The organism is Sulfitobacter noctilucicola (genome assembly GCF_000622385.1).
Lineage (GTDB): Bacteria > Pseudomonadota > Alphaproteobacteria > Rhodobacterales > Rhodobacteraceae > Sulfitobacter > Sulfitobacter noctilucicola.
Window position 1 is genome coordinate 2848700 of record NZ_JASD01000008.1, and the last position, 25016, is coordinate 2873715.

The following is a 25016-nucleotide window of genomic DNA, read 5'->3' on the forward strand; positions in this document are numbered from 1 at the left end:
GTGCAAGGGTGATTTCAGACAGCTCAATAGGGGGAATGTGCGGTGTCTTTGGGACCATGTGAGATTTTCGAAGTGGGGCCGCGCGACGGGCTGCAGAACGAAGGGCGGGAAATTCCTGTGGCCGAAAAGGTCGCCTTGATCGACAAGCTGTCGCAGGCGGGGTTCCGGCGGATTGAATGCGCTAGCTTTGTCAGCCCCAAATGGGTGCCCCAGATGGCAGGCTCGGGCGAGGTGATGGCCGCGATCAAACGGGTTGACGGGGTGCGCTATGCGGCGCTGACACCGAACACCAAGGGGTACGAGGCCGCGCTTGAGGCGCAGGTTGACGAGATTGCGGTTTTCGGATCGGCCTCCGAAGGGTTCAGCCAGAAAAACATCAACGCGAGCATTGCGGAAAGTCTGGAGCGTTTCGCACCTGTGCTTGAGGATGCGCGCCACCGCGATATTCCGGTACGCGGGTATGTCTCCTGTGTGGTGGAGTGTCCCTATGACGGGGCTGTGGCCCCTGCGGCGGTGGCCGAGGTGGCGGACAAGTTGTTCGCAATGGGATGTTACGAGATTTCACTGGGTGACACCATCGGGGCAGGGACGCCGGATAGCATCGCACGGATGCTGCTGGCGGTGCGCGATGTGGTGCCGGCAGGGCGGCTTGCGGGCCATTATCACGACACACACGGCCGCGCGATGGCCAATATCGATGCGTCGTTGTCGCTGGGGTTGCGGGTATTTGATGCGGCCGTTGGCGGGTTGGGCGGATGCCCCTATGCGCCGGGTGCTGCGGGCAATGTGGCCACTGAAGCTGTGAACAAACACCTAACCGCGCTGGGATATGAAACAGGTCTGGATCAGGCCGTGTTGGAAAAAGCCGCAGAAATGGCGCGGGCACTGCGAGGCGAATGATGTTCGAGACGATCAAGATCGAGACCGATGCACGCGGCGTCGCAACACTGACGCTGGCGCGGGAAGACAAGCACAACGCCATGTCGGCGCAGATGCTGGCGGAGCTGACGCAGGCCGCAGCAGATCTCGGGGCAGATGAGCGGGTGCGCGTTGTGGTGCTGACCGGTGCGGGCAAGTCGTTCTGCGCGGGCGGTGATCTGGGCTGGATGCGCGATCAGCGCGACATGGATGCGGACACGCGCAGCAAAGAAGCGGGCAAGCTCGCCACGATGCTGGGGGCGCTCAATACATTGCCGAAACCTCTTATCGGTAAGGTGCAGGGCAATGCCTTTGGCGGGGGCGTCGGTATGGCGTCGGTCTGTGACGTAGCGATCGGTGTCGACAGCCTCAAGATGGGATTGACCGAAACACGGCTGGGGATCATTCCGGCGACCATCGGGCCCTACGTCATCGCGCGTATGGGAGAGGGGCGTGCGCGGCGCGTCTTCATGTCGGGACGGCTGTTTGGTGCTGAAGAGGCGGTGGATCTGGGGCTGCTGGCACGGGCTGTGCCTGCGGAGGCGCTGGATGCGGCGGTCGAGGCCGAAGTCGTGCCCTATCTTTCCTGTGCGCCCGGCGCTGTGGCCGCCGCGAAAAAGCTGGCGCTGGATCTGGGGGGGCTCGCAACGCAGGAGGCTGTGGCATTGTCGATTGCGGCATTGTCCGCGCGGTGGGAGACCGAAGAGGCAGCCGAAGGGATCGGCGCGTTCTTTGACAAGCGCAAAGCGGCGTGGATGGTTTGAGGATAAGCGCTGACGTGCCACTCAAGAAGCTTCTTGAAGACCAGCTGCAAAAGTTGCGGGAGAAATATTGGAGAGGAGCAACGGAAAAAACTGCGTCGTCCGTTTAACGATCGCAACGCTACGCCGTGATCAGCCCGACAGAATGGAAACCCGATGAAACACCTTTTCCTGCTCCCCATGGTTCTTTGCCTTGCTTCGCCACTATACGCTGATGCGGGCGGAGACAGGTTGCACAAGATCGCGCATTTCTTTGAAGATGCGAACGTCCTCAGCGGACCGACTTTGGTTCCATGTACCCTGTCGCGGGGCACAGAGACGGAGTGCTTTTCCATCACCGTCAAAGCAGAGCCAAAAGACTATACGCCCGGCCCTTGGTGTCCGACGTCGGTGACAGATAACGCGGACAAAGGCGGTATCTGGCTCAAGGACGGTGAAGTTCTGGATGTCGACGGTGCCTTTATTACAAACCTGCCCACGCTGTTCGACGATGAGGATTGGCAGCTTTTTGATCCGGCAACGGGTGATGTGCGCGTGACAGACACCAAAGCGGCCTGCGAAGCTGCTGCACGGCCGGATGTTGATCCCGAATACAACAATTATTGCGTGCAGTGCCTGCCTGAGTATATGGCCGAGGATGCCTCCATGACCTACGTAATTCCGCTTGAGCCTCAGGATTCGTGGCTGACCAATAGTGCAAGATCCGGTTCGGGGATTGCGCGCAACGGGATCAGACTGGACGGACCTGCGCCGGTTGATGCGATTCTCGATGCGCATACCATTGCGCCCTTCGACGATTGCGGAGGCCATGTGAACACACATGTGGGATATCACTACCACGCGGTGACCGATTGTCTGGGCGGCGCTGTGGCAGACGGCGGGGACGCCGTGCATATCGGGATTGCGATGGACGGCTATGACATCTTTTCCCACATGCTGGTGGACGGGACGACCCCGACCGATCTGGATAAGTGCAACGGGCACGTATCGGAAGGTGTCGGATATCACTACCACGCAGGGGCGCCGGGCTCGAACGCGATTCTAGGCTGCCTGAAGGCGGAAACAGGCTGTTCATCGGAAAATCCCGATGCGGTTTGTGACGCGACTGCACGGCCACCGCGCCCCTGATTGCCCGGGGCATCTGTTCCGCCCGTCGGAGAACAGATGCGACCCATTTCCTCACCCTGATCCCGTTGACCCTTGCCGCGGCACGGGGTAGACCCGACTTCAAGTCTGTTGCCAGCTGCTCGAATGCCTCAAGAGTGGCCTAGCCCCAAAGGAGCCTCCCTTGGACGATATGCTGCGGGAATACCTGCCAATCCTTGTTTTTCTGGCCGTTGCCATTGGTTTGGGCCTTGTTTTGATCCTTGCTGCGGTGGTGGTTGCTGTGCGCAACCCTGACCCGGAAAAAGTGTCTGCCTACGAATGTGGATTCAACGCATTTGATGATGCGCGGATGAAGTTCGACGTGCGTTTCTATCTCGTGTCAATTTTGTTCATTATTTTCGATCTCGAAATCGCGTTTCTTTTCCCTTGGGCCGTGGCGTTCAAGGATATCTCGATGGTGGGTTTCTGGTCGATGATGGTGTTCCTTGGCGTGCTGACCGCAGGTTTTGCATATGAGTGGAAAAAAGGAGCGCTGGAATGGCAGTAACGGACGCAGGCGTTGCGGGCGGCTACAAGGCTGGTCCCGACCGCGAGGTTGCCACGCAAGAGCTGAACGCGGCTTTGCAGGACAAGGGGTTTCTGGTCACGTCATCCGCTGATGTAATCAATTGGGCGCGCACCGGTTCTCTGCACTGGATGACCTTCGGCTTGGCCTGTTGTGCGGTCGAAATGATGCACACCTCCATGCCGCGCTATGACCTTGAACGGTTCGGGACAGCGCCACGTGCTTCCCCGCGTCAGTCGGACCTGATGATCGTGGCCGGCACGCTGACCAACAAAATGGCACCGGCGCTGCGCAAGGTCTACGACCAGATGCCGGAGCCGCGCTATGTGATCTCGATGGGGTCCTGTGCGAACGGTGGCGGCTATTACCACTACAGCTACTCCGTGGTGCGTGGGTGTGACCGGATCGTTCCGGTAGACATTTATGTACCCGGCTGCCCTCCGACGGCTGAAGCGCTGCTTTACGGCATCTTGCAGCTTCAAAAGAAGATGCGCCGGACAGGGACGATCGTTCGATGAATAGGGCGTCTGAAAGGAATCTACGATGAGTGACGCACTGCAAGAACTTGGTGCCTATATCGAGGCAAAACGCCCGGATTGTGTGCTGTCTTGGGATGTGACCCGTGGGGAATTGAACCTGAACGTCACGTTGACCAACATCGCGGGTCTGGTGGAGTTTCTGAGAGGTGACGCCACATGCCGTTTTTCAACGCTGGTGGATATCACTGCGGTGGACCACACAGGTCGCGCCAAGCGGTTTGATGTCGTCTACCACCTGCTCAGCATGTATCAGAACCACCGCATTCGCCTGCGTGTGGCTGTGCGCGAAAAGGACATGGTCCCGTCGCTGGTCGATGTGCATCCTTCGGCCAACTGGTTCGAGCGTGAAATCTTTGACATGTTCGGGATCTTGTTCTCGGGCCATCCAGATTTGCGCCGTATCCTGACGGATTACGGCTTTCGCGGCTATCCGCTGCGCAAGGACTTCCCGACAACGGGTTATACCGAAGTGCGTTATGACGAGGTTGAAAAGCGGGTTGTCTATGAACCTGTGAGCCTTGTTCAGGAATATCGCCAGTTCGACTTTATGTCACCGTGGGAAGGGGCCGAGTATATCCTGCCCGGTGACGACAAGGCCGAAGGAGCTAAGTAATGGGGGGCGTTTGGTGGCTGATATTATCTGCACTAACGGCCATTCCGATGCTCAAGCTGCTGCCGTTCTTCGGCATCAACAAATATTGGGCTGCGGCCTGTCTGGTCCCGTTTGGCACGATTGCCTTGCTGTGGTGGATGGGCATGCGGTTGCAAGAATTGGAGAAGCTATGATTGCCTATCTGGAAGAGATGTTTGCAAAGCTGTTTGGCGTGCGCGACGAGATCGCGATCCCCGTGCGCAGCGACGACGATCTGCCGCCACGTGACCGGCAACTGAAAGGGCGCAAGTAATGGACGGCGATATTCGCGTTAACACCTATGACGACGGGTCCACGGACTTTGTCACGGGTGAGCAGAAGATCCGCAATTTCAACATCAACTTTGGCCCGCAGCACCCTGCGGCGCACGGCGTTTTGCGTCTGGTGCTTGAGCTGGATGGGGAGATTGTAGAGCGGTGTGATCCGCACATCGGCTTGCTGCACCGTGGCACAGAAAAGCTGATGGAAAGCCGCACGTACCTTCAAAACCTTCCGTACTTCGACCGGTTGGACTATGTGTCGCCCATGAATCAGGAGCACGCTTGGTGTCTCGCGATTGAAAGGTTGACTGGTACAGAAGTACCGCGTCGCGCCAGCCTGATCCGCGTGCTGTTCAGCGAGATTGGCCGTATTCTTAATCACTTGCTGAACGTGACAACGCAGGCTCTGGACGTGGGCGCTTTGACGCCGCCGCTTTGGGGTTTTGAAGAGCGCGAGCAGCTGATGGTGTTTTATGAGCGCGTCTGCGGCGCACGCCTGCACGCGGCCTACTTCCGTCCCGGTGGTGTGCATCAGGACCTTCCGGCGGGCTTGCTTGAAGATATCGAAGCATGGGCCGATCAGTTTATGACCAAATTCATGGTCGATATTGACGAGCTGCTGACCGAGAACCGGATTTTCAAACAGCGTAACGTCGATATCGGGATCGTCACCGAAGAGGACATCCTGAACTACGGTTTCTCCGGCGTCATGGTGCGCGGGTCGGGTCTTGCATGGGATCTGCGTCGCTCGCAGCCTTACGAATGCTACGATGAATTCGAATTTGAAATTCCGGTTGGGAAGGCGGGCGACTGCTTTGACCGCTACCTGTGTCGCATGGAAGAAATGCGCCAGTCGGTCCATATCATCCGTCAGGCGATCGAAAAGCTTCGCGCACCCGAAGGGCAGGGCGATGTTCTGGCCCGTGGCAAGATCACACCACCCTCTCGCACCGCGATGAAGCAGGACATGGAAAGCCTGATCCACCACTTCAAACTCTATACCGAAGGCTTCCACGTGCCTGAGGGCGAAGTTTATTGCGCCGTCGAAGCGCCCAAGGGCGAGTTCGGTGTTTATCTGGTGGCAGACGGGTCGAACAAACCCTACCGCTGCAAAATCCGCGCACCGGGGTTCTTGCATCTGCAAGCGATGGACCACATGAGCAAAGGCCACCAACTGGCTGATGTTGCTGCGATTATCGGTACAATGGATGTCGTGTTCGGAGAGATCGACCGGTGATGCGTGGTGCTGCCCTGTGCATCGCGACGCTTGGGTGCACTGCCGTCTTCGCGTCGGACGATAACAAGGCCGCGCTCATCAAGGCGATGAACGACAATGAATGCAAGATGACTACGGAACAGGCAAATGTGATCATGCCCGAACTTGGCATCGACAGACCGACAGCCATCCGACTGTCCCGTGAAATGATGGCAGAAGGTGTTGCGACCTTCGCCGATGATGAAGAAACGCTTCTGCTCTTGCCACCTGCGTGCAAGTCGTAAAGCGGTAGGAACGAAAAAATGCTTAGACGCCTCCACCACGACCAACCCGACAGCTTTGCCTTTACTCCTGCCAACCAGGCATGGGCCGAAGGGCAGATGACCAAGTATCCCGAGGGGCGTCAGGCCTCTGCGATTATACCGCTGTTGTGGCGCGCGCAGGAGCAGGAAGGGTGGTTGACCCGTCCTGCGATCGAACACGTGAGCGAAATGCTCGGGCTGGCCTATATCCGCGGGCTGGAAGTGGCGACATTCTACTTCATGTTCCAGCTGCAACCGGTTGGAAGCGTTGCACATATCCAGATTTGCGGCACGACCACCTGCATGATCTGCGGTGCAGAGGATCTTGTGTCGATCTGTCAGGAAAAGATCGCAAAGAACCCGCATGAGCTTTCTGCGGATGGCAAGTTTTCATGGGAAGAGGTTGAGTGCCTTGGGGCCTGCGCGAATGCGCCAATGGCCCAGATTGGCAAGGACTACTACGAAGACCTTACCGCCGACAAACTTGTCCAACTGCTTGATGATCTTGCTGCGGGCAAAGTGCCTACACCGGGTCCCCAGAATGGGCGCTTTGCGGCTGAACCTGCGAGCGGGCTGACCAGCCTGAAAGAATACGAGAGCGGAAAAACACAGTACAACGCATCTGCGCAGCGTGCCGTCGACATCGGCGATACGGTCAAGCGCATTGATGGCACCGAAGTGCCTCTTTTGATGCCGTGGCAAGGCAAAGGTGCCAACAAGGACGCGGCACCAAAAGGTGCCGATGCCAGCGTGAAGCGGGACGAGATGATGCCGCCGGAAGGACCGGACGGCAAGCAGGGCGGCCGCAGCAAGGGCGAGGCCGATGCACCGCGCAATGTCGGGGCAAGCTCTGACGGGAGTGGTGAAGTAGCGGGCGAGGCAGGTAATGCCGAGCCTGTCGCGAAGCCCGAGACCGGTAGTGTTGCACCGGCCAAGAAGAACAAGAACGTTAAGGCTGAATCCGGTCGCGTTGCCGGTGCCAACGCAGAGGCAGGCAACGCCGAAAGCGTCGGCAAGAAGCCTGAAATGATGACAGAACCGCGCGAATCCGGCGCGGATGATCTGAAAATGATCAAAGGTGTAGGTCCAAAGCTGGAAAACATGCTAAACGGCATGGGCATTTTCCACTTTGACCAAATCGCAACCTGGGGCGAGGCGGAAGTGGCCTGGGCGGACAGTAACCTGAAAGGGTTCAAGGGCCGTGTAAGCCGCGACAGTTGGGTGGATCAGGCCGTAAAACTGGCGGCGGGTGAACAGACTGCATTTTCCGCCAAGGCCCGCACAGACGGGCGCTATAAGGGCGATACTTAACGGTCGCCTGCACCAAAAGGGATGTGAAGTATTATGTCAGAAAAGCAAAATAGCTTTGAGTGTAAGACCGTCTGCTGGGCCATTGCGGCCCTTGTCGGTTTCGTTTCCATGATCATGTTGTACATGTTGGCCGAATTCGGCGCGTTGCAGGCGATCTTTACCGGCGCTTTGATCGGCCTCATACTGGGTTTTATTCTGAGCCTGTTTATCTGCCGGTCGTCTACCGCCGCAAATGATCTGAATGCCGAAGAAAAGCCCGCACAACGCTATGCCCGCGAAGCGGAAGAGAAAAAGGCCAGCCGCGTCGCAAGTTCCGGTGCCACCACAGGCGCTGCCTCGCATAATACGTCGGCTGAAGCCGCAACGGGTGGTGCATCTGCCGCTACGCCAGCGACAGCAGGCACCACAGCTGCCAACACTGACACTGCCGCAAATACCAAAGCTGCAAAGCCCGCTCAGGCGGCTGATACGTCCAGCGCGAACACAACTGCCGCTCCGCTGATGTCCGGTGGTATCAAACCTTCTGCGCCGCTCGCAGGGCAGGCTGAACTTGCCAGCCGTAAGGGTGAATGGAAGTACGAGGCGAAAAAGGATACCGGTGCCAAGGTCAACAAGGCCAAAGCCATGCCAGCAGGCGAGACTGTGGCACCTGCCGTTGCCCCCGATGCAGATGCCGTCGACGGCGCAACCATTGCGAAAGAACCGACATCAAAGTCGAAGCCCAAGCGTGCACCGGTTGCCGCAGATGGAAAGCCTGAATTGTTCGAGACAGCGCCAGCCGATGGCGGGGATGACCTCAAACTGATCAGCGGCGTCGGTCCCAAGTTGGAGCAAACCCTGAACGAGATGGGAATTTACCGGTTCGAGCAGGTTGCCGCTTGGCGCAAGAAAGAAATCGAGTGGGTTGATTCCCGTCTGCGCTTCAAGGGCCGGATCGAGCGGGACAACTGGATGTCACAAGCCAAGATTTTGGCGAAAGGCGGCGAGACAGAGTTCTCAAAGCGCAAAAAGAAGTAAGCGGATCACTGCATGGGAGAGCGTGAAGACAAAGCCCTGGCGAAGAAAGGCCAGACCGTCGGTCTGGTCATCGCCATTACCATGGTGCTTTGGCTGATCGCCAACCTTGCGGGGCCGCAGTTGGGTTTGCCTGGGCGCTATGCGCTCTTGTTTGATTTTGCCGCACTGGCTGCGCTCATTTGGGCGATGGTGAATGTCTGGCAGATGTGGCAAGCCCGACAAGCCGATAAAAGAGACTGAACCGGCCCGCCACAGGGCTGAGATGGACAAGAGTAGGACGCAGCAATGCTTGCAGATCAGGACCGCATTTTCACCAACATCTACGGCATGCATGACCGCACGCTGAAGGGCGCGCAGGCGCGCGGCCACTGGGATGGCACGGCGGGGATCATCCAGAAGGGCCGCGACTGGATTGTGGACCAGATGAAAGCATCGGGTCTGCGCGGACGTGGAGGTGCGGGTTTCCCGACCGGCTTAAAATGGTCCTTCATGCCCAAGGAAAGCGACGGGCGTCCGGCCTATCTTGTTATTAACGCTGACGAATCCGAGCCTGGTACATGCAAAGACCGCGAGATCATGCGCCACGATCCGCATACGCTGATCGAGGGTTGCTTGATCGCGTCATTCGCGATGAACGCGCATGCCTGCTATATCTACATCCGGGGCGAATACATCCGCGAGAAAGAGGCGCTGCAGGCCGCGATTGATGAGGCTTATGACGCAGGTCTTGTGGGCAAGAACGCCTGCAAATCCGGTTGGGATTTCGATATTTATCTGGCGCATGGTGCCGGTGCCTATATCTGTGGTGAGGAAACAGCGCTGCTTGAAAGCCTTGAGGGCAAAAAGGGCATGCCGCGGATGAAACCGCCGTTTCCTGCCGGTGCGGGGCTTTATGGCTGTCCGACAACCGTGAACAACGTGGAATCGATTGCTGTTGTGCCAACGATCCTGCGCCGTGGGCCGGAGTGGTTCGCAGGCTTTGGTCGTCCGAACAACGCGGGCACGAAGCTGTTTGCGATCAGCGGCCACGTCAACAACCCTTGTGTGGTCGAAGAAGCGATGTCGATCACCTTTGAAGAGCTGATCGAAACACATTGCGGCGGTATCCGGGGCGGCTGGGATAACCTCAAGGCGGTGATCCCCGGTGGGTCATCCGTGCCGATGATCCCCGGCAAGGACATGAAAGACGCGATCATGGATTTCGATTACCTGCGCGAGCAGCGGTCGGGTCTGGGTACGGCGGCGGTGATCGTGATGGATAACTCGACGGATGTGATCAAGGCGATCTGGCGTCTGGCGAAGTTCTATAAACACGAGTCCTGCGGCCAGTGTACGCCTTGCCGTGAAGGCACAGGTTGGATGATGCGGGTCATGGATCGTCTGGTGACAGGCGATGCGGAACCGGAAGAGATTGACATGCTGCTTGATGTGACCAAACAGGTCGAAGGCCACACAATCTGCGCGCTGGGTGACGCGGCGGCCTGGCCGATCCAAGGGTTGATCCGCCACTTCCGTGACGAGATCGAGGACCGGATCAAGCACAAGCGGACGGGGCGTGTGAGCGCAGTAGCGGCTGAGTAAATTGACCCAAAATCACAAAGAACGAGGCCGCAGTTTCTGCGGCCTTTTTTCGTCTCCGATGTCTGCCATCCTCAATTATCTTTCTTGTTGCCGCCCACGTGGTAGACATGCAGGCAAATCAGAACGGGCCTTACCGTCATTTTAGAAGGAACGAATTCATGGAAGCATTTGCAGGCTACAGCCACGCGATCGCATCGTTGGCGCTCTGGTCATTGATCTGCCTTGTCTTGGGCGGACTATCTACGCGAGGCCGTACCGCTGAGAACCGTTGTGCCTGTGGCCAACCCAAGCGGGACTATTCCGATGTGGTTTACCGTCGGGGGCGGGCCTTTGCTAATGCGATAGAGATGTCGGGGCCGTTTATTGGGACTACGATTGCGGCGATCCTGATTGGTGTAGCACCATTCTGGGTCAACTTGTTGGCATCTGTCTTTGTGGTCTCTCGCATTGTAATGGCGATAGTGCACATCGGTACCGAAAACCAACCCGCGCGTTCGGCCACATGGGTGATCGGCTGGATTTGCGTCATTGTGTTGGCGTTGATGACGTTTCGCACAGCGCTTATCGGCTGATGCAGCCCGCAGATCACCATCTGGCGGAGTTGAACCTTGGTATCCTGAAATACGATTGGGATGATCCGCGGGTGCAGGACTTTGTAAACGGACTTGATCTGGTGAATGGGGCGGCTTTACGCTCGCCCGGCTTCGTCTGGATGTTGCCCGAAGAAGACATGCATTTTGAGCAGACCAGCGATGACGGCAACATGGGGGCGAATCCGCGAATGGCTTCGACGCTAAGTGTTTGGGAAAGCGTTGAGACGCTCGAGCACTTCGTGTGGAATACAGTGCACAAACGCTTTTATGACCGGAAAGCGGAATGGTACGACATGGGCGCGGTCTTGCGCTTTGCCATGTGGTGGGTGCCGGTGGGGCATCGTCCCACGATGGCCGAAGCGATGGCGCGGTTCAGGCATCTTGATGAAAACGGGGCCAGTGAACACGCCTTTGGATGGGATTATGTAAAAGAGGCGCAGCTTTGGAAAACGAAAGCATGCGGGTGATATAGTGGGATTTTTCAAAAACATCTGGGACGGATTGCTGAGCTTGTTGTCAGCGATACTGACTTTCGCGGTTTTCGGCGTACCGATCTGGGCGACACATCTTGCGATCAGCTATGGCATCGTGCCGATCTGGGCCTATGCGGCATTGGTTGGACTTGTGTTTATCGGTGGTAATCTGGGCATCGCGTTTCTGCGCAAGGCGCTGGATGGTGTCGCACCCTTGCGCGACAGGAAAAGACGTTGAAGGGCATGCATCTGGCGGAGTTGAACGTGGGGCGTTTGGTTGCCCCGCAGGATGATCCGCGAGTTGCGGACTTTATGGGCAACCTCGACAAGCTGAATGGATTGGCCAAGCGGATGCCCGGCTTTGTCTGGATGATGGAAGGTGAAGAGGGCGCGGGGAACACCGATACGTCAATCGACGGTGATCCGCAGTTTATCCCGAACCTTAGTGTTTGGGAAAGTGTCGAGACCCTTGAGACCTATGTATGGGGGACGATCCACAAGCAGTTCTACGAACGTCGTGCGGAGTGGTTCGAAGTTTTGGGGGCCATGCATTTTGTGATGTGGTGGGTGCCGGAAGGGCACAAACCGACGCTGGACGAAGCACTGGCGCGCCTGGAACACCTCAAACAGAATGGCGACAGCGATCACGCCTTTGGCTGGTCGCATCTGCGTGAGGCGACAATGCACCAGACGCATAGGTGTCGTGAGACGAAGGTTGCTTGAATTAATTCTTGGATAACGATGGGAAGACTAGGGGGTCGTACCTTTAAGCACCGAATGATGCATTCTAGGGCTTAGGTATTCCTAAACACATTCTTTTGCGCCGATGTGCGATAGCGCGGCCAGCGTGATGGAGCAGCTATCAGGCAATGAATGACAGCTGTTCGGCAAGGGGTTTCATGCACTTACAAATTTCTCTAATACTATGCGCAACATGATGGATCACATGCACAATTGATACGACGGTACGCGCGGATTTGCGCAGCGTTTCAGCAGTATCTAAGTGCACGGTTCGATCGTGGTAATTGACAAGGCGGCAGATCAAAGGCCGACGCATTCGAGGGTTCTAAAATGATCAGATTGTGTGTGGCGGGCCTGCTGGCCATTGGGGTTCTGGGTGGCTGTGCGAATAGCAAGAACCGTCTGGCATTTGACGGGCAGTACTTCCGGACGAAAGTTGCAAAAGTGGACGGCCAGCGGGACATCTTTACGGTACGTATCCGCGACGTTTCCCGCTCGCTTGACGGCGCGCGCGAAGCGGGGCGGCACGCAGGCGTATCCTACTGTGTCAAAAATTACGGCGATTCCGATATTACCTGGTCTGTCGGGCCGGATACACCGCCCGAACAGTTGCAGATCAGCGATGATACATTGGTGTTTCAGGGCATTTGCCCTCAGCGATAAATCGGGGCATAAGGACGCCAGCATGACACAGGCCAGCCCCTGTTATTGCATAACACCGGGACCCCAACCCATGTTGGATAAAGGCGAAAACGCCCTGACCACATGAGGAAGAGCACATGAGATACCTGATTGCAGCACTATTGGGTGCAAGCCTGCTGACCACCCCCGCGATGGCCAAGCCACCGCTGCGCGAGGTGTCGGCGATTGACGACGCTTTGTTTGATCTTGGTATTGCCGACATCGTGCGCAAAAACTGCCCGACCATCTCTGCCCGCATGTTCAAAGCGATCGGATATGTGCGCAATCTTGAGAAAAAGGCGCGCGGAATGGGCTACTCCCAGACCGAGATTGATGCCTATACAGACAGCGATGCAGAAAAGAACCGGTTGCGGGCCAAAGCCGCTACATTTTTCCGCGCACGGGGGGTCGATACTTCTGACCCGCAGAGCTATTGTGCGCTAGGGCTGGAAGAGATTCAAAAAGCGAGCCGGATCGGTTCGCTCCTGAGAGCAAAGTGAACCTATGAGCGACCTCAAGAAGATCATCATCGACGGCAAGGAAGTTGAGACGGATGGGGCCATGACCCTGATCCAGGCGTGCGAGCAGGCGGGCGTTGAAATTCCGCGTTTCTGCTATCACGAACGTTTGTCGATTGCCGGCAACTGTCGCATGTGTCTGGTCGAGGTTGTTGGCGGTCCGCCCAAGCCTGCCGCGTCCTGCGCGATGCAGGTGCGTGATCTGCGTCCCGGTCCCGAAGGCCAGCCACCCGTGGTGAAAACCAACAGCCCGATGGTCAAGAAAGCGCGCGAAGGCGTGATGGAATTCCTGTTGATCAATCACCCGCTGGATTGCCCTATCTGCGACCAGGGCGGCGAGTGTGATTTGCAGGATCAGGCGATGGCTTACGGCGTCGACTTCAGCCGCTATCGCGAGCCGAAACGTGCGACCGAGGATCTGGATCTGGGGCCGTTGGTCGAAACCCACATGACGCGCTGCATTTCGTGCACGCGTTGTGTCCGTTTCACCACCGAAGTCGCGGGCATCCACAAGATGGGCCAGACTGGTCGCGGCGAAGATGCCGAGATTACGTCCTACTTGGGTGAGACACTCGATTCGAATTTGCAGGGCAACATCATTGACCTGTGTCCGGTCGGCGCGCTGGTGTCCAAGCCCTATGCGTTCACGGCACGCCCGTGGGAACTGACCAAGACCGAATCCATCGATGTGATGGATGCGCTGGGGTCCAACATCCGTGTGGATACCAAAGGCCGCGAAGTGATGCGGTTCCTGCCGCGCAACCATGACGGCGTGAACGAGGAATGGATTTCCGACAAGACACGCTTTGTCTGGGATGGTCTGCGCCGTCAGCGTCTAGACACACCCTACATCCGTGAAAACGGCAAGTTACGCAAAGCCGAGTGGCCTGAAGCACTGGCAGCTGCCGCTGCCGCGATGAAAGGCAAGAAAATCGGTGGTCTGATCGGTGATCTGGTTTCTGTTGAAGCGGCTTACGCCTTGAAGAGCCTTGTCGAAGGTCAAGGCGGTTCGGTCGAATGCCGGACAGACGGGGCAAAACTGCCTGCGGGCAACCGGTCGGGCTATGTCGGTACAGCAACAGTCGAAGACCTCGACACGGCTGAGGCGATTATGCTGATCGGCGCGAACCCAGCGGTTGAAGCGCCTGTTTTGAATGCACGTATTCGCAAGGCGTGGACCAAAGGCTGTGGCGTTGGTGTCGTTGGGCCGGATGTTGAGCTGACCTACGAAACAATGCACATCAGCGATGATCCGACAAAGATGACGGAACTGCTGACGCGCGACCATTCCGATGTAGCCGAAAAGCAATCGGTGATCATCATCGGGCAGGGCGCATTGGCGCGTCCCGATGGCGAAGCGGTTTTGGCCGAAGCAATGGCGCTCGCGGAAAGCACAAAGTCTACATTCATGGTGCTGCACACAGCAGCAGGCCGCGTGGGTGCGATGGACATCGGGGCCACAGCCGAGAACGGCATCACCGATATTCTGGAAGCCGAGGTGATCTATAACCTTGGTGCCGACGAAGGTGACATTCCTGCCGGTCCGTTTGTCATCTATCAGGGCAGCCACGGCGACCGTGGTGCGCACCGCGCCGATATCATTCTGCCGGGTGCGGCTTTTACCGAAGAGCCGGGCTTGTTTGTGAACACCGAAGGTCGTCCGCAAATCGCGCAACGTGCGAGCTTTGCGCCCGGCCAGGCGAAAGAGAACTGGGCAATCCTGCGGGCGTTGTCGGCAGAGCTTGACGCGGTACTGCCGTTCGATTCCATTGCCGCCCTGCGTCAGTCCTTGGTCAAGGACGTGCCCCATCTGGGTGATGTTGATGTAGTTGCCGAAAATGAATGGCAGCCTTTGGCACGTGGTACGGTTTCAAGCGATCCTTTCCAGCCTGCGATTGCTGATTTTTATCTGAGCAATCCGATTGCGCGGGCATCCGCGTTGATGGCCGAGCTGTCTGCCAATGCGGCAGCACGCAATGCCAAACCCATGGCGGCGGAGTGAGAGTGATGATGGCCCTGACCGCACTGGGGCCGCTTTTGATGGGGGCCGCCTGTGCGCCGCAAGTGCCTGTGGCCTCCGATTTTATACCTGATTACAAGGGCGTAGAGACAGCATTGCTCGATGGTGATCTGGTGCAGTTCAAGGTGGCCATGACCAACGCACTTAGCAGTCAGGATGTCGCGGATTATGCGGAATGTGCGGCTGCGCAATATACGCTCATTCGTGGCTACGGATTCGCAAGACATGTGCGCACAAATGTGGATCAAGAGGCTGGCCTTTGGCGGGGCGATGCTGTTTATACGATCTCGCCGAGCTTGCCACGTGGCATAAAGACAATCGATGCCGAAGTCACAGTTGCAAACTGTGTCGAGAAGGGCATTCCGAGGGTATGATGGACGGGATTTTTAGGGACAATGGCTGAATTCTTTACGCAAACCGGCCTTGGTATGGGGCTTTTGCTGGTCGGGCAGGTTCTCCTGCTTGTGGTGCCCTTGCTGCTGGCGCTGGCCTTTCTGATGTACGCGGACCGCAAGATCTGGGCCGCTGTGATGATGCGGCGCGGGCCCAACGTGGTTGGTGTCTTTGGTCTGCTGCAATCATTCGCGGACTTTCTGAAGTATATCGTCAAAGAAGTGGTCGTACCTGCGGGGGCCGACCGTCCGGTTTTCTTTCTGGCTCCGATGATCTCGTTCGTAATGGCGATGATCGCATGGGCGGTGATCCCGTTTAACGACGGTTGGGTGCTGTCCGATATTAACGTGGCCATTCTGTATGTCTTCGCCATCTCCTCGCTTGAGGTGTACGGAGTTATCATGGGCGGATGGGCGTCGAACTCCAAATACCCGTTCCTCGGATCGCTTCGCTCTGCCGCTCAGATGATTTCATACGAAGTTTCCATCGGTCTGATTATCATTGGTGTGATTATCTCGACCGGCTCAATGAACTTCGGCTCTATTGTTGCAGCACAAGAAGGCGGCGGTGGCATCCTGCACTGGTATTTCCTGCCGCACTTCCCGATGCTGATCCTGTTCTTTATCTCGGCCCTGGCCGAAACAAACCGTCCGCCGTTTGACCTGCCGGAGGCGGAATCAGAACTGGTTGCGGGCTATCAGGTTGAATATTCGTCCACGCCGTTCCTGCTGTTCATGATTGGTGAACTGGTGGCCGTGGTCCTGATGTGCGCGCTGGTGTCGCTGCTGTTCCTTGGCGGATGGTTGTCGCCTGTGGCATTCCTGCCGGACGGTTTCTTCTGGATGTTCATCAAGATGCTCTTTGTCTTCTTCATGTTCTCCATGGTGAAGGCGATCACGCCGCGCTACCGCTACGACCAGCTGATGCGTCTGGGCTGGAAAGTCTTCCTGCCGTTCAGCCTGTTCTGGGTTGTGTTTGTGGCCTTCGCGGCGAAATTCGAATGGTTCTGGGGCATCTATGCCCGCTGGCCGATGTGAGGATGATATGAGCCAAACAGATTTCTCCCGCAAAGCCGGATACTTCCTGCTGACCGACTACGTGAAGGCGTTCATGCTGGGCATGCGCTACTTCTTTGCGCCGAAGGTGACGTTGAACTACCCGCATGAAAAGGGGCCTTTGTCACCGCGTTTCCGTGGGGAGCACGCCTTGCGTCGCTATCCCAACGGGGAAGAGCGCTGCATCGCCTGCAAACTTTGCGAAGCGGTATGTCCTGCACAAGCCATCACAATCGATGCGGAGCCGCGCATTGACGGCTCGCGTCGCACGACTCGCTATGACATCGACATGACCAAGTGCATCTACTGCGGTTTCTGTCAGGAAGCCTGTCCGGTCGATGCGATTGTCGAAGGTCCGAACTTCGAATTCTCGACCGAAACCCGCGAAGAGCTTTACTACGACAAAGAAAAGCTGCTCGACAATGGCGAGCGTTGGGAAGCAGAGATCGCGCGAAACCTTGAGATGGACGCGCCTTACAGATGAGCCTGAATGCGCCACATAACGACACCTATGCGAAGGGCAAGGCCCTGTCAGAGCAGGTCAATCCGGGCATGGAGGACGCGTTGCGCGCCCGCTATGACGCATTGGTTCCTGGTATGGCGCGCACGGTTGTGGATGTGGCCTATGGCCAGTTTTATGCACGCGGCACTGTGGACGAGAAGACGCGTCTTTTGGCGACCGTCGCAGCGCTGACTGCTCTTGGTGGCCAGACGCGGCCTCAGCTTAAGGTGAATATCGCCAGTGCGCGGGCGGTCGGTGCAAGCCGCGAAGAGATCTGCGAGATTATTTTCCAGATGGCGCTTTATGGCGGTCTGCCGTCCATGATCAACGCGCTGAATGGTGCGCTTGAAGTCTTCGAAGCAGAGGACGCAGAATGAACGATCCCATCAATCCTTTTGAAGCGATGATGAAGCAGGCGCAGGAGATGACCAAAGCATTTCCGGCGGCGGATGCGTTTTCGCCAAAGGTGTTTGAAGCGATGATGGGAACGATGCCCAAGGACGTTATGGAAATGTTCTTTGGCAACGGGATCAACACGGACGGGCTGGACGCGCGCACGCGCCTTTTGCTGACGCTTGCCGGTCTGACGATGCAGGGGGCGCAGAACGATACTGTCATCAGACAAACCGTGCGTCACGCATTGGAGGCAGGGGCCTCTGAGCAACATATCAAAGAAGCAATTGCGCAGATGTCGGTCTTTGCCGGCCTGCCAGCCATGACCCGCGCGATGGATTTCGCAGCCCAGGTCTTTGACGAAAAAGAGGATGACGCATGAGTGTCTTTTCATTCTACCTGTTTGCGATCTGTGTGGTCGGGGGCGGACTATTTACGGTGATCAGCCGGAACCCGGTACACTCGGTGCTGTGGCTGATTTTGTCTTTCCTGTCGTCTGCGGGGCTGTTTGTTCTTTTGGGTGCCGAATTTGTCGCGATGCTTTTGATCATCGTCTATGTCGGTGCCGTGGCTGTGCTTTTCCTCTTCGTTGTCATGATGCTCGACGTCGATTTCGCCGAACTCAAAGCGGAGATGGCCAGATACATGCCATTGGCACTGTTGATCGGACTTGTGATCCTGATGCAGTTCGTGATGGCCTTTGGCGCATGGGAAAGTAACGCGGCTGCCGAAGGTCTGCGCACGCAGGTGACAGACCTCTCTGTTCAAAATACAGCAGCGCTAGGTCTTGTGCTTTACGACGAATATTTTCTGATCTTCCAACTGGCCGGTCTTATTCTGCTGGTGGCGATGATCGGGGCGATCGTTCTGACGTTGCGCCACCGGGTGGACGTCAAGCGACAGGATGTGGTTGCGCAAATGATGCGTGATCCTGCCAAGACGATGGAGCTGAAGGACGTGAAGCCGGGGCAGGGCCTGTAAGGCAGCGCTGGCATATTGAAGGGCGAAACTGATGTCGAGAAATACAATCGTGGTGCTGGTGGTGGTCTTGATCGTGCTACTGGGCGGCTACGGGTTCATGGGCTGACACGGCCGGGTCGGTTTCGACCCACATGACATAAGAAAGGCCCTAAGCGGGCAACATGGCTGGTTTCTTTGAAAGAAGGCGGTCAAGGACAGAAAGACGGAACTACGATGATCGGACTTGAACATTACCTGACGGTGGCGGCGACGCTGTTTGTCATTGGCATCTTCGGCCTCTTCCTCAACCGCAAGAACGTCATCATCCTGCTGATGAGCATCGAACTGATGCTGCTCGCGGTGAATATCAATCTTGTCGCTTTCTCCAGTTTTCTGGGCGACTTGGTCGGGCAGGTCTTTACCTTGTTTGTCCTTACCGTGGCCGCCGCAGAGGCGGCGATCGGTCTGGCCATTCTGGTCTGCTTCTTCCGCAACCGTGGCACGATCGCGGTTGAAGACGTCAACGTGATGAAGGGCTAAAGGCACATGGAAACCATCATCCTTTTCGCCCCGCTGGTCGGCGCATTGATCGCGGGCTTCGGTTGGAAAATCATCGGTGAGACTGCAGCACAGTGGATCTCGACGGGCTTGTTGTTCCTGGCAGCTGCTTTTTCATGGATTGTGTTCCTGTCGCTGGACGGCCCGACGGAGCACATCCAAATCCTGCGCTTTATCGAATCCGGTAGCCTGAGCACGGATTGGTCGATCCGCATGGACCGGCTAACAGCAATCATGTTGATTGTGGTGACCAGTGTTTCGGCGCTCGTGCACCTCTATTCATTCGGCTACATGGCGCATGACGACAACTTTGCGGGCGAGAATGAAAACTACCGCGCGCGTTTCTTTGCTTATCTGTCGTTCTTCACTTTTGCGATGTTGATGCTGGTGACTTCGGATAACCTGATCCAGATGTTCTTTGGCTGGGAAGGTGTTGGCGTCGCCTCATACCTCCTCATCGGCTTTTACTACAAAAAGCCAAGCGCCAACGCAGCGGCGATCAAGGCCTTTGTGGTCAACAGGGTGGGCGATTTCGGCTTTGCTTTGGGGATATTCGCGCTGTTTCTCATGACGGATAGTGTCCGTTTTGACGATATCTTTGCAGCCGCACCTGATCTGGCAGAGCAGACGATCTCGTTCCTGTGGACCGACTGGAATGCGGCGAATATGATTGCCTTCCTGCTGTTTGTGGGGGCCATGGGTAAATCGGCGCAGCTGTTCCTGCACACTTGGTTGCCCGACGCGATGGAAGGACCGACCCCAGTTTCCGCCCTGATCCACGCGGCGACCATGGTCACAGCAGGTGTTTTCCTGGTTTGCCGGATGTCTCCGATTATGGAGTTTGCGCCTGAAGCGATGATGTTTGTCACCGTGATCGGTGCCACAACGGCCTTCTTTGCCGCCACCGTGGGTCTGGTACAGACCGACATTAAGCGCGTGATTGCTTATTCCACCTGCTCGCAGCTGGGTTATATGTTCGTCGCCGCAGGCGTTGGCATGTATTCAGCCGCGATGTTCCACCTGTTCACGCACGCGTTCTTTAAGGCGATGCTGTTCCTTGGTGCCGGTTCGGTGATCCATGCGATGCACCACGAGCAGGACATGAACAACTACGGCGGTCTGCGCAAAAAGATCCCTTACACCTTCTGGGCAATGATGATCGGGACGCTGGCAATCACAGGTGTTGGCATTCCGCTGACGCACTTCGGATTTGCCGGGTTCCTGTCCAAAGACGCGATCATCGAAAGTGCATGGGCAGGGGGCAGCATGTACGGCTTCTGGCTTCTTGTTGTGGCTGCGGCGATGACGAGCTTCTACAGCTGGCGTCTGATGTTTCTTACGTTTTACGGCAAACCACGTGGCGACAAACACACGCATGAACACGCGCACGAAAGCCCGATGGTGATGCTTGTGCCGCTTGGCGTTCTGGCCTTGGGTGCGATCTTTGCCGGGATGATCTGGTTCAAGCCGTTCTTTGGCGATCACAAGTACGTTGCGGATTTCTACAACATCCCGCTTGCCGAAATGGCTGAGGGTGGTGACACCCACGCGGACGGTGCCGAGGACAGCGATGGCAAGTCCGGTGACGGGCATGGCTCGGATGAGGCGCACCATGATGCCTTTGGCGGCCAACCGGGTGAGGGAGCCTTGTACTTTGGCCCTGACAACCACGTCTTGGAAGACGCCCATGGTGCCCCCAAGTGGGTGAAGGTCAGCCCCTTCATCGCGATGGTCTTTGGCTTCCTTATGGCCATGTGGTTTTACATCTGGAACCCGAGCCTGCCTAAGCGTCTGGCCGAGAACCAGCAGCCGCTATACCAGTTCCTGCTGAACAAATGGTACTTCGACGAAATCTACAATTTCATCTTCGTACAGCCTGCCAAAGCGATTGGCCGCTTTCTTTGGAAGCGCGGTGACGGCGATGTCATCGACGGCGGCCTGAACGGTATCGCTATGGGGATCATTCCTTTCTTCACACGGCTGGCCGGTAAGGCGCAGTCCGGCTACATCTTTACCTATGCCTTTGCCATGGTGATCGGCATCGCGGTGCTGGTCACATGGATGACGCTCACCGGGGGAGCGAAATAATGGATACCCATCTGCTTTCCATCATCACCTTTCTGCCGGCTTTTGCAGCGCTGATCCTAGCGGTGTTCCTGCGGGGGGATGACGCGGCCGCACAACGCAATGCCAAATGGCTTGCGCTGATCACAACGACGGCGACATTCTTGATCTCGCTCTTTGTTTTGTTCGAGTTTGACCCAAGCAACACGGGGTTCCAGTTCGTGACCGAAGCTGAATGGCTGTTGGGTCTGAAGTACCGGATGGGGGTCGATGGTATATCGATCCTGTTTGTGATGCTCACAACCTTCATGATGCCACTGGTTATCGTGGCCTCTTGGGCTGTCGATGTGCGGGTCAAGGAATACATGATCGCCTTCCTGATGCTTGAGACGCTCATGCTGGGCGTGTTCATGGCGCTCGACCTGATCCTGTTCTACCTGTTCTTCGAAGCGGGTCTGATCCCGATGTTCCTGATTATTGGTATCTGGGGCGGGGCGAACCGCATCTACGCGAGCTTCAAGTTCTTCCTCTACACCTTTTTCGGTTCGGTGCTGATGCTGGTGGCGATGGTTGCAATGTTCTCGGATGCGGGCACGACCTGTATCGGGGCTTGTGACGTCAGCTTGCTGAATCATACCTTTGGTTCCGAAACATTCAGCGTTCTGGGCGTACAGATTGTGGGTGGCATGCAGACGCTTATGTTCTTGGCGTTCTTCGCAAGCTTCGCTGTGAAAATGCCGATGTGGCCTGTGCACACCTGGCTGCCGGATGCGCACGTACAGGCGCCGACAGCGGGCTCTGTTGTCCTGGCGGCGATCCTTCTGAAGATGGGCGGATACGGCTTCCTGCGCTTCTCGCTACCGATGTTCCCGGTGGGGGCAGACGTGATGGCACCTCTCGTGCTTTGGATGTCGGCCATCGCGATTGTCTATGCCAGCCTCGTGGCTTTGGTGCAGGACGATATGAAAAAGCTGATTGCCTATTCATCCGTTGCACACATGGGCTTTGTCACCATGGGTATCTTTGCCGCCAACCAGCAGGGCGTCGACGGTGCGATCTTCCAGATGATCAGCCATGGCTTCATTTCGGGCGCTTTGTTCCTTTGTGTTGGTGTGGTCTATGACCGGATGCACACACGTGAAATCGACGCCTATGGCGGTCTGGTAAACCGGATGCCGGTCTACGCGATGATCTTTATGCTGTTCACCATGGCCAACGTGGGCCTGCCAGGCACATCGGGCTTCGTGGGTGAATTCCTCACGCTGATGGCGGTCTTCCAGGTCAACACATGGGTTGCAGCGGTTGCGACAACTGGCGTTATCTTCTCGGCTGCTTATGCGCTGTGGCTGTACCGCCGCGTCGTGATGGGCGAGCTGATCAAAGAAAGCCTGAAGGCAATCAAGGACATGAGCGCGCGGGAAAAATGGACCTTTGCACCGTTGGTCGTAATGACCCTGTTGCTGGGCGTCTATCCGGCGCTTGTGCTGGATATGATCGGCCCCTCGGTGTCGGCACTGGTCGAGAATTATGCATCTGCGGTGGAGGCGGCTGACACCGCCGTACAAACCGCTGAAGCCGGAAACTAAGGAAGATCACGATGACACCTGCAGACCTGAACGTCATTCTGCCAGAGATTATCCTGTCGGCCTTTGCGCTGGCCGCACTTCTGGTGGCTGTATACACCACCAAGGACAAGACCGGCGGTTTGCTGGTCTGGGCGACTGCGATTATCTTTATCGCATTGGCCGCATGGATCGGTTTCACAGGCGAGGGTACACGCGTCGCCTTTAACGGCATGTTCATCGAGGATAGCTTTGCGCGTTTCGCCAAGGTCACTATCCTGCTGTCTGCGGCAGCCGTGTTGATCATGTCTGAAAACTACATGAAGACACGTGGCATTCTGCGGTTCGAATATCCTGTGCTGGTCGCGCTAAGCGCCGTTGGCATGATGATGATGGTATCCGCAGGCGATCTGATGGCGCTTTATATGGGGCTGGAGCTGCAATCGCTGGCGCTTTATGTCGTTGCCTCCTTGCGTCGCGACTCTGTCAAATCAACAGAAGCCGGTCTGAAGTATTTTGTGCTGGGTGCGCTGTCCTCCGGTCTTTTGCTGTATGGCGCATCGCTGGTCTATGGCTATGCAGGCACCACGTTGTTCACCGGTATCATCACGACAGCCCAGGCGGGCGAGACTTCTTTGGGTCTGCTCTTTGGTATCGTATTCCTGATTTCGGGTATGGCGTTCAAGGTTTCTGCTGTGCCGTTCCACATGTGGACGCCTGACGTCTACGAAGGCTCACCCACACCGGTCACAGCCTTCTTTGCCACAGCACCGAAAGTCGCGGCGATGGCGCTCTTTGCGCGCGTGCTGCACGATGCCTTTGGCAACGCGGTGGGGGACTGGCAGCAGATCGTGGCACTCTTGTCGGTTCTGTCCATGTTTCTGGGTGCCGTTGCGGCCATCGGCCAAACGAATATCAAACGTCTGATGGCATTCTCCTCCATTGCCCATATGGGCTATGCGTTGATGGGCCTTGCTGCCGGTACTGCCTTTGGTGTGCAGGCGATGCTCGTCTACATGGCGATCTATGTCACGATGAACGTGGGTACCTTTGCTTTCATCCTGATGATGGAAAAAGACGGCGCACCTGTAACGGACATCTCTGCTTTGAATATGTATGCCAAGAACAACCCGGGCCGTGCGCTCGCGATGCTGGTTCTGCTGTTTTCGCTGGCCGGTGTGCCGCCGATGCTGGGCTTCTTCGGCAAGCTGTATGTCCTGCGCGCGGCCTATGACGCCGGCCTCGCATGGTTGGCCATTGCCGGTGTGATCGCCTCGGTCATTGGTGCCTACTATTACCTGCGGATCGTGTTCTTCATGTACTTTGGTTCTGAACAGTCAGAGCCGCTGGATGCGGGTAAAGGCGGCGTGTTGCCAGTATTCCTGACGGCTTCCGCGCTGATCATGGTGCTGGGTATCATCAATATGTTCGGCGTTGAAGCTGCTGCGCAGGCGGCTGCGGGCGCGTTGGTCAACTGATCCTGCCGCCGCGCTACAACCTCGTTTTGGAAGCCATCTTTAGAAGGGTAGGGCCATGACAGCTTGGCCGGACGGTTACGGGCGTCATGTGTTTGACAGTGTGGATTCGACCCTGAGCCAAGCTGTGCGCATGGTACCTGATCTGGCGGGCCCAGCTTGGATCTTGGGGTTGGAGCAGACGGCGGCACGTGGGCGGCGCGGACGGTCGTGGTCTACGCCCCGTGGCAACTTCGCTGGTACTCTGATCATGGAACGGCGCGAGGCACCGGGCATCGCCGCTTTGCGCTCCTTTGTTGCCTCACTGGCGCTATACCGAACCTTCGTGGCCGTCACAGGTGTTGCAGATGCCTTTGCATTGAAATGGCCAAACGACGTGCTGCTTTATGGCGGGAAGGTCGCGGGAATTTTGCTGGAATCCACTGGCGATCATCTGGTCATCGGGATTGGTGTCAATCTGGCCCATGCGCCGGACGCGGATCAGCTTGAAGCGCGGGCATTGCCCCCCAAGAGCCTTGCGCATGATCTGAAGATGGATGTCGCGCCAGAGGTGTTTCTGAATATGCTCGCCGTGGAATATGCGGCGCTAGAGGCACAGTTTACATCGCAAGGCTTTGCGCCGATCCGTACGGGGTGGCTCGCGCATGCTGCACGTCTGGGTGAGCAGATTACCGCGCGGACAATGCGCGATGAGACGACAGGCACCTTTGAGACCGTGGACGAAAACGGTAATCTGATATTGCAGACATCCCAAGGCCGCGTGGCGATCACTGCGGCGGATGTGTTTTTCTAAGAGGAG

At 57.0% G+C, this 25016-nt stretch carries 32 protein-coding genes; all 32 read left to right on the forward strand.

Going from position 1 to position 25016, the window contains the following annotated elements:
- Positions 1-42: 42 nt before the first annotated feature.
- The 32 genes from Z946_RS0117485 (at position 43) to Z946_RS0117640 (ending at position 25010) form a co-directional block, all read left to right on the forward strand.
- Positions 43-900 (forward strand): hydroxymethylglutaryl-CoA lyase, encoded by an 858-nt coding sequence (locus Z946_RS0117485; RefSeq protein ID WP_025057016.1) that lies wholly within the window; start codon positions 43-45, stop codon positions 898-900.
- The gene (locus Z946_RS0117490) at positions 900-1682 is read left to right on the forward strand and encodes a crotonase/enoyl-CoA hydratase family protein (RefSeq protein WP_025057017.1); all 783 of its coding nucleotides are present in this window, start codon (positions 900-902) and stop codon (positions 1680-1682) included. The genes Z946_RS0117485 and Z946_RS0117490 overlap by 1 nt, the downstream gene beginning before the upstream one ends.
- 153 nt (positions 1683-1835) lie before the next feature.
- Positions 1836-2807 carry a YHYH protein gene (locus Z946_RS0117495; protein ID WP_025057018.1) on the forward strand — a complete coding sequence of 324 codons (972 nt, stop codon included), beginning with the start codon at positions 1836-1838 and terminating at the stop codon, positions 2805-2807.
- Positions 2808-2967: 160 nt separating this feature from the next.
- On the forward strand, positions 2968-3333 hold the full coding sequence (locus Z946_RS0117500; RefSeq protein WP_025053309.1) for an NADH-quinone oxidoreductase subunit A: 366 nt from the start codon (positions 2968-2970) through the stop codon (positions 3331-3333).
- Positions 3324-3869 carry a NuoB/complex I 20 kDa subunit family protein gene (locus Z946_RS0117505; RefSeq protein WP_025057019.1) on the forward strand — a complete coding sequence of 182 codons (546 nt, stop codon included), beginning with the start codon at positions 3324-3326 and terminating at the stop codon, positions 3867-3869. Before Z946_RS0117500 ends, Z946_RS0117505 begins: the two co-directional genes overlap by 10 nt.
- A gap of 25 nt (positions 3870-3894) precedes the next feature.
- Positions 3895-4503 (forward strand): NADH-quinone oxidoreductase subunit C, encoded by a 609-nt coding sequence (locus tag Z946_RS0117510; RefSeq protein ID WP_025057020.1) that lies wholly within the window; start codon positions 3895-3897, stop codon positions 4501-4503.
- Positions 4503-4676: a hypothetical protein gene (locus tag Z946_RS21700; protein WP_025057021.1), complete on the forward strand. Its 174-nt coding sequence runs from the start codon at positions 4503-4505 to the stop codon at positions 4674-4676. The genes Z946_RS0117510 and Z946_RS21700 overlap by 1 nt, the downstream gene beginning before the upstream one ends.
- Positions 4673-4795: a hypothetical protein gene (locus Z946_RS21905; protein ID WP_260168326.1), complete on the forward strand. Its 123-nt coding sequence runs from the start codon at positions 4673-4675 to the stop codon at positions 4793-4795. Before Z946_RS21700 ends, Z946_RS21905 begins: the two co-directional genes overlap by 4 nt.
- Positions 4795-6039, forward strand: coding sequence for an NADH-quinone oxidoreductase subunit D (locus tag Z946_RS0117525; protein WP_025057022.1), 1245 nt, complete (start codon positions 4795-4797; stop codon positions 6037-6039). The genes Z946_RS21905 and Z946_RS0117525 overlap by 1 nt, the downstream gene beginning before the upstream one ends.
- Complete coding sequence (locus Z946_RS0117530; RefSeq protein ID WP_025057023.1) at positions 6039-6302, forward strand: hypothetical protein; 264 nt, start codon at positions 6039-6041, stop codon at positions 6300-6302. Before Z946_RS0117525 ends, Z946_RS0117530 begins: the two co-directional genes overlap by 1 nt.
- Positions 6303-6320: 18 nt before the next feature.
- Positions 6321-7631: an NADH-quinone oxidoreductase subunit E gene (locus tag Z946_RS0117535; RefSeq protein ID WP_025057024.1), complete on the forward strand. Its 1311-nt coding sequence runs from the start codon at positions 6321-6323 to the stop codon at positions 7629-7631.
- Positions 7632-7745: 114 nt separating this feature from the next.
- The gene (locus tag Z946_RS21185; RefSeq protein ID WP_152540595.1) at positions 7746-8648 is read left to right on the forward strand and encodes a hypothetical protein; all 903 of its coding nucleotides are present in this window, start codon (positions 7746-7748) and stop codon (positions 8646-8648) included.
- Between the two features lie 12 nt (positions 8649-8660).
- Positions 8661-8888, forward strand: coding sequence for a DUF5337 domain-containing protein (locus tag Z946_RS0117545; RefSeq protein ID WP_025057026.1), 228 nt, complete (start codon positions 8661-8663; stop codon positions 8886-8888).
- A 45-nt stretch (positions 8889-8933) separates the two neighbouring features.
- A complete protein-coding gene (nuoF, locus tag Z946_RS0117550; RefSeq protein ID WP_025057027.1) occupies positions 8934-10229 on the forward strand; it encodes an NADH-quinone oxidoreductase subunit NuoF in 1296 nt (431 codons plus the stop codon).
- A 158-nt stretch (positions 10230-10387) separates the two neighbouring features.
- The gene (locus tag Z946_RS0117555) at positions 10388-10801 is read left to right on the forward strand and encodes an MAPEG family protein (RefSeq protein ID WP_025057028.1); all 414 of its coding nucleotides are present in this window, start codon (positions 10388-10390) and stop codon (positions 10799-10801) included.
- Complete coding sequence (locus Z946_RS0117560) at positions 10801-11289, forward strand: DUF3291 domain-containing protein (protein WP_025057029.1); 489 nt, start codon at positions 10801-10803, stop codon at positions 11287-11289. Before Z946_RS0117555 ends, Z946_RS0117560 begins: the two co-directional genes overlap by 1 nt.
- Before the next feature lie 4 nt (positions 11290-11293).
- On the forward strand, positions 11294-11533 hold the full coding sequence (locus tag Z946_RS0117565; RefSeq protein WP_025057030.1) for a hypothetical protein: 240 nt from the start codon (positions 11294-11296) through the stop codon (positions 11531-11533).
- 5 nt (positions 11534-11538) lie between these two features.
- Positions 11539-12018, forward strand: a complete 480-nt coding sequence (locus Z946_RS0117570; RefSeq protein WP_025057031.1) for a DUF3291 domain-containing protein — start codon at positions 11539-11541, stop codon at positions 12016-12018.
- Between the two features lie 348 nt (positions 12019-12366).
- The gene (locus Z946_RS0117575) at positions 12367-12699 is read left to right on the forward strand and encodes a hypothetical protein (RefSeq protein WP_052836112.1); all 333 of its coding nucleotides are present in this window, start codon (positions 12367-12369) and stop codon (positions 12697-12699) included.
- A gap of 116 nt (positions 12700-12815) precedes the next feature.
- Complete coding sequence (locus Z946_RS0117580; RefSeq protein WP_025057033.1) at positions 12816-13217, forward strand: DUF5333 domain-containing protein; 402 nt, start codon at positions 12816-12818, stop codon at positions 13215-13217.
- 4 nt (positions 13218-13221) lie between these two features.
- Positions 13222-15237, forward strand: coding sequence for an NADH-quinone oxidoreductase subunit NuoG (gene nuoG, locus Z946_RS0117585; RefSeq protein WP_025057034.1), 2016 nt, complete (start codon positions 13222-13224; stop codon positions 15235-15237).
- A 38-nt stretch (positions 15238-15275) separates the two neighbouring features.
- Positions 15276-15629, forward strand: a complete 354-nt coding sequence (locus Z946_RS0117590) for a hypothetical protein (protein ID WP_241461371.1) — start codon at positions 15276-15278, stop codon at positions 15627-15629.
- Positions 15630-15650: 21 nt separating this feature from the next.
- Positions 15651-16685 carry an NADH-quinone oxidoreductase subunit NuoH gene (gene nuoH / locus Z946_RS20850; protein ID WP_037969280.1) on the forward strand — a complete coding sequence of 345 codons (1035 nt, stop codon included), beginning with the start codon at positions 15651-15653 and terminating at the stop codon, positions 16683-16685.
- Between the two features lie 7 nt (positions 16686-16692).
- Positions 16693-17187, forward strand: coding sequence for an NADH-quinone oxidoreductase subunit NuoI (gene nuoI, locus Z946_RS0117600; RefSeq protein WP_025057036.1), 495 nt, complete (start codon positions 16693-16695; stop codon positions 17185-17187).
- The gene (locus Z946_RS0117605; protein ID WP_025057037.1) at positions 17184-17582 is read left to right on the forward strand and encodes a carboxymuconolactone decarboxylase family protein; all 399 of its coding nucleotides are present in this window, start codon (positions 17184-17186) and stop codon (positions 17580-17582) included. The genes nuoI and Z946_RS0117605 overlap by 4 nt, the downstream gene beginning before the upstream one ends.
- Positions 17579-17980 carry a carboxymuconolactone decarboxylase family protein gene (locus Z946_RS0117610; RefSeq protein ID WP_025057038.1) on the forward strand — a complete coding sequence of 134 codons (402 nt, stop codon included), beginning with the start codon at positions 17579-17581 and terminating at the stop codon, positions 17978-17980. Before Z946_RS0117605 ends, Z946_RS0117610 begins: the two co-directional genes overlap by 4 nt.
- Entirely contained in the window at positions 17977-18579 is a 603-nt protein-coding gene (locus Z946_RS0117615; protein WP_025057039.1) for an NADH-quinone oxidoreductase subunit J, read from the forward strand. The genes Z946_RS0117610 and Z946_RS0117615 overlap by 4 nt, the downstream gene beginning before the upstream one ends.
- Positions 18580-18792: 213 nt before the next feature.
- Positions 18793-19098 carry an NADH-quinone oxidoreductase subunit NuoK gene (gene nuoK / locus Z946_RS0117620; protein ID WP_008553673.1) on the forward strand — a complete coding sequence of 102 codons (306 nt, stop codon included), beginning with the start codon at positions 18793-18795 and terminating at the stop codon, positions 19096-19098.
- Between the two features lie 6 nt (positions 19099-19104).
- Positions 19105-21204: an NADH-quinone oxidoreductase subunit L gene (gene nuoL / locus Z946_RS0117625; protein ID WP_025057040.1), complete on the forward strand. Its 2100-nt coding sequence runs from the start codon at positions 19105-19107 to the stop codon at positions 21202-21204.
- Entirely contained in the window at positions 21204-22766 is a 1563-nt protein-coding gene (locus tag Z946_RS0117630) for an NADH-quinone oxidoreductase subunit M (protein ID WP_025057041.1), read from the forward strand. Before nuoL ends, Z946_RS0117630 begins: the two co-directional genes overlap by 1 nt.
- Positions 22767-22777: 11 nt before the next feature.
- Entirely contained in the window at positions 22778-24220 is a 1443-nt protein-coding gene (nuoN, locus tag Z946_RS0117635; RefSeq protein ID WP_025057042.1) for an NADH-quinone oxidoreductase subunit NuoN, read from the forward strand.
- 55 nt (positions 24221-24275) lie between these two features.
- Positions 24276-25010, forward strand: a complete 735-nt coding sequence (locus Z946_RS0117640; RefSeq protein ID WP_025057043.1) for a biotin--[acetyl-CoA-carboxylase] ligase — start codon at positions 24276-24278, stop codon at positions 25008-25010.
- Positions 25011-25016 lie beyond the last annotated feature (6 nt).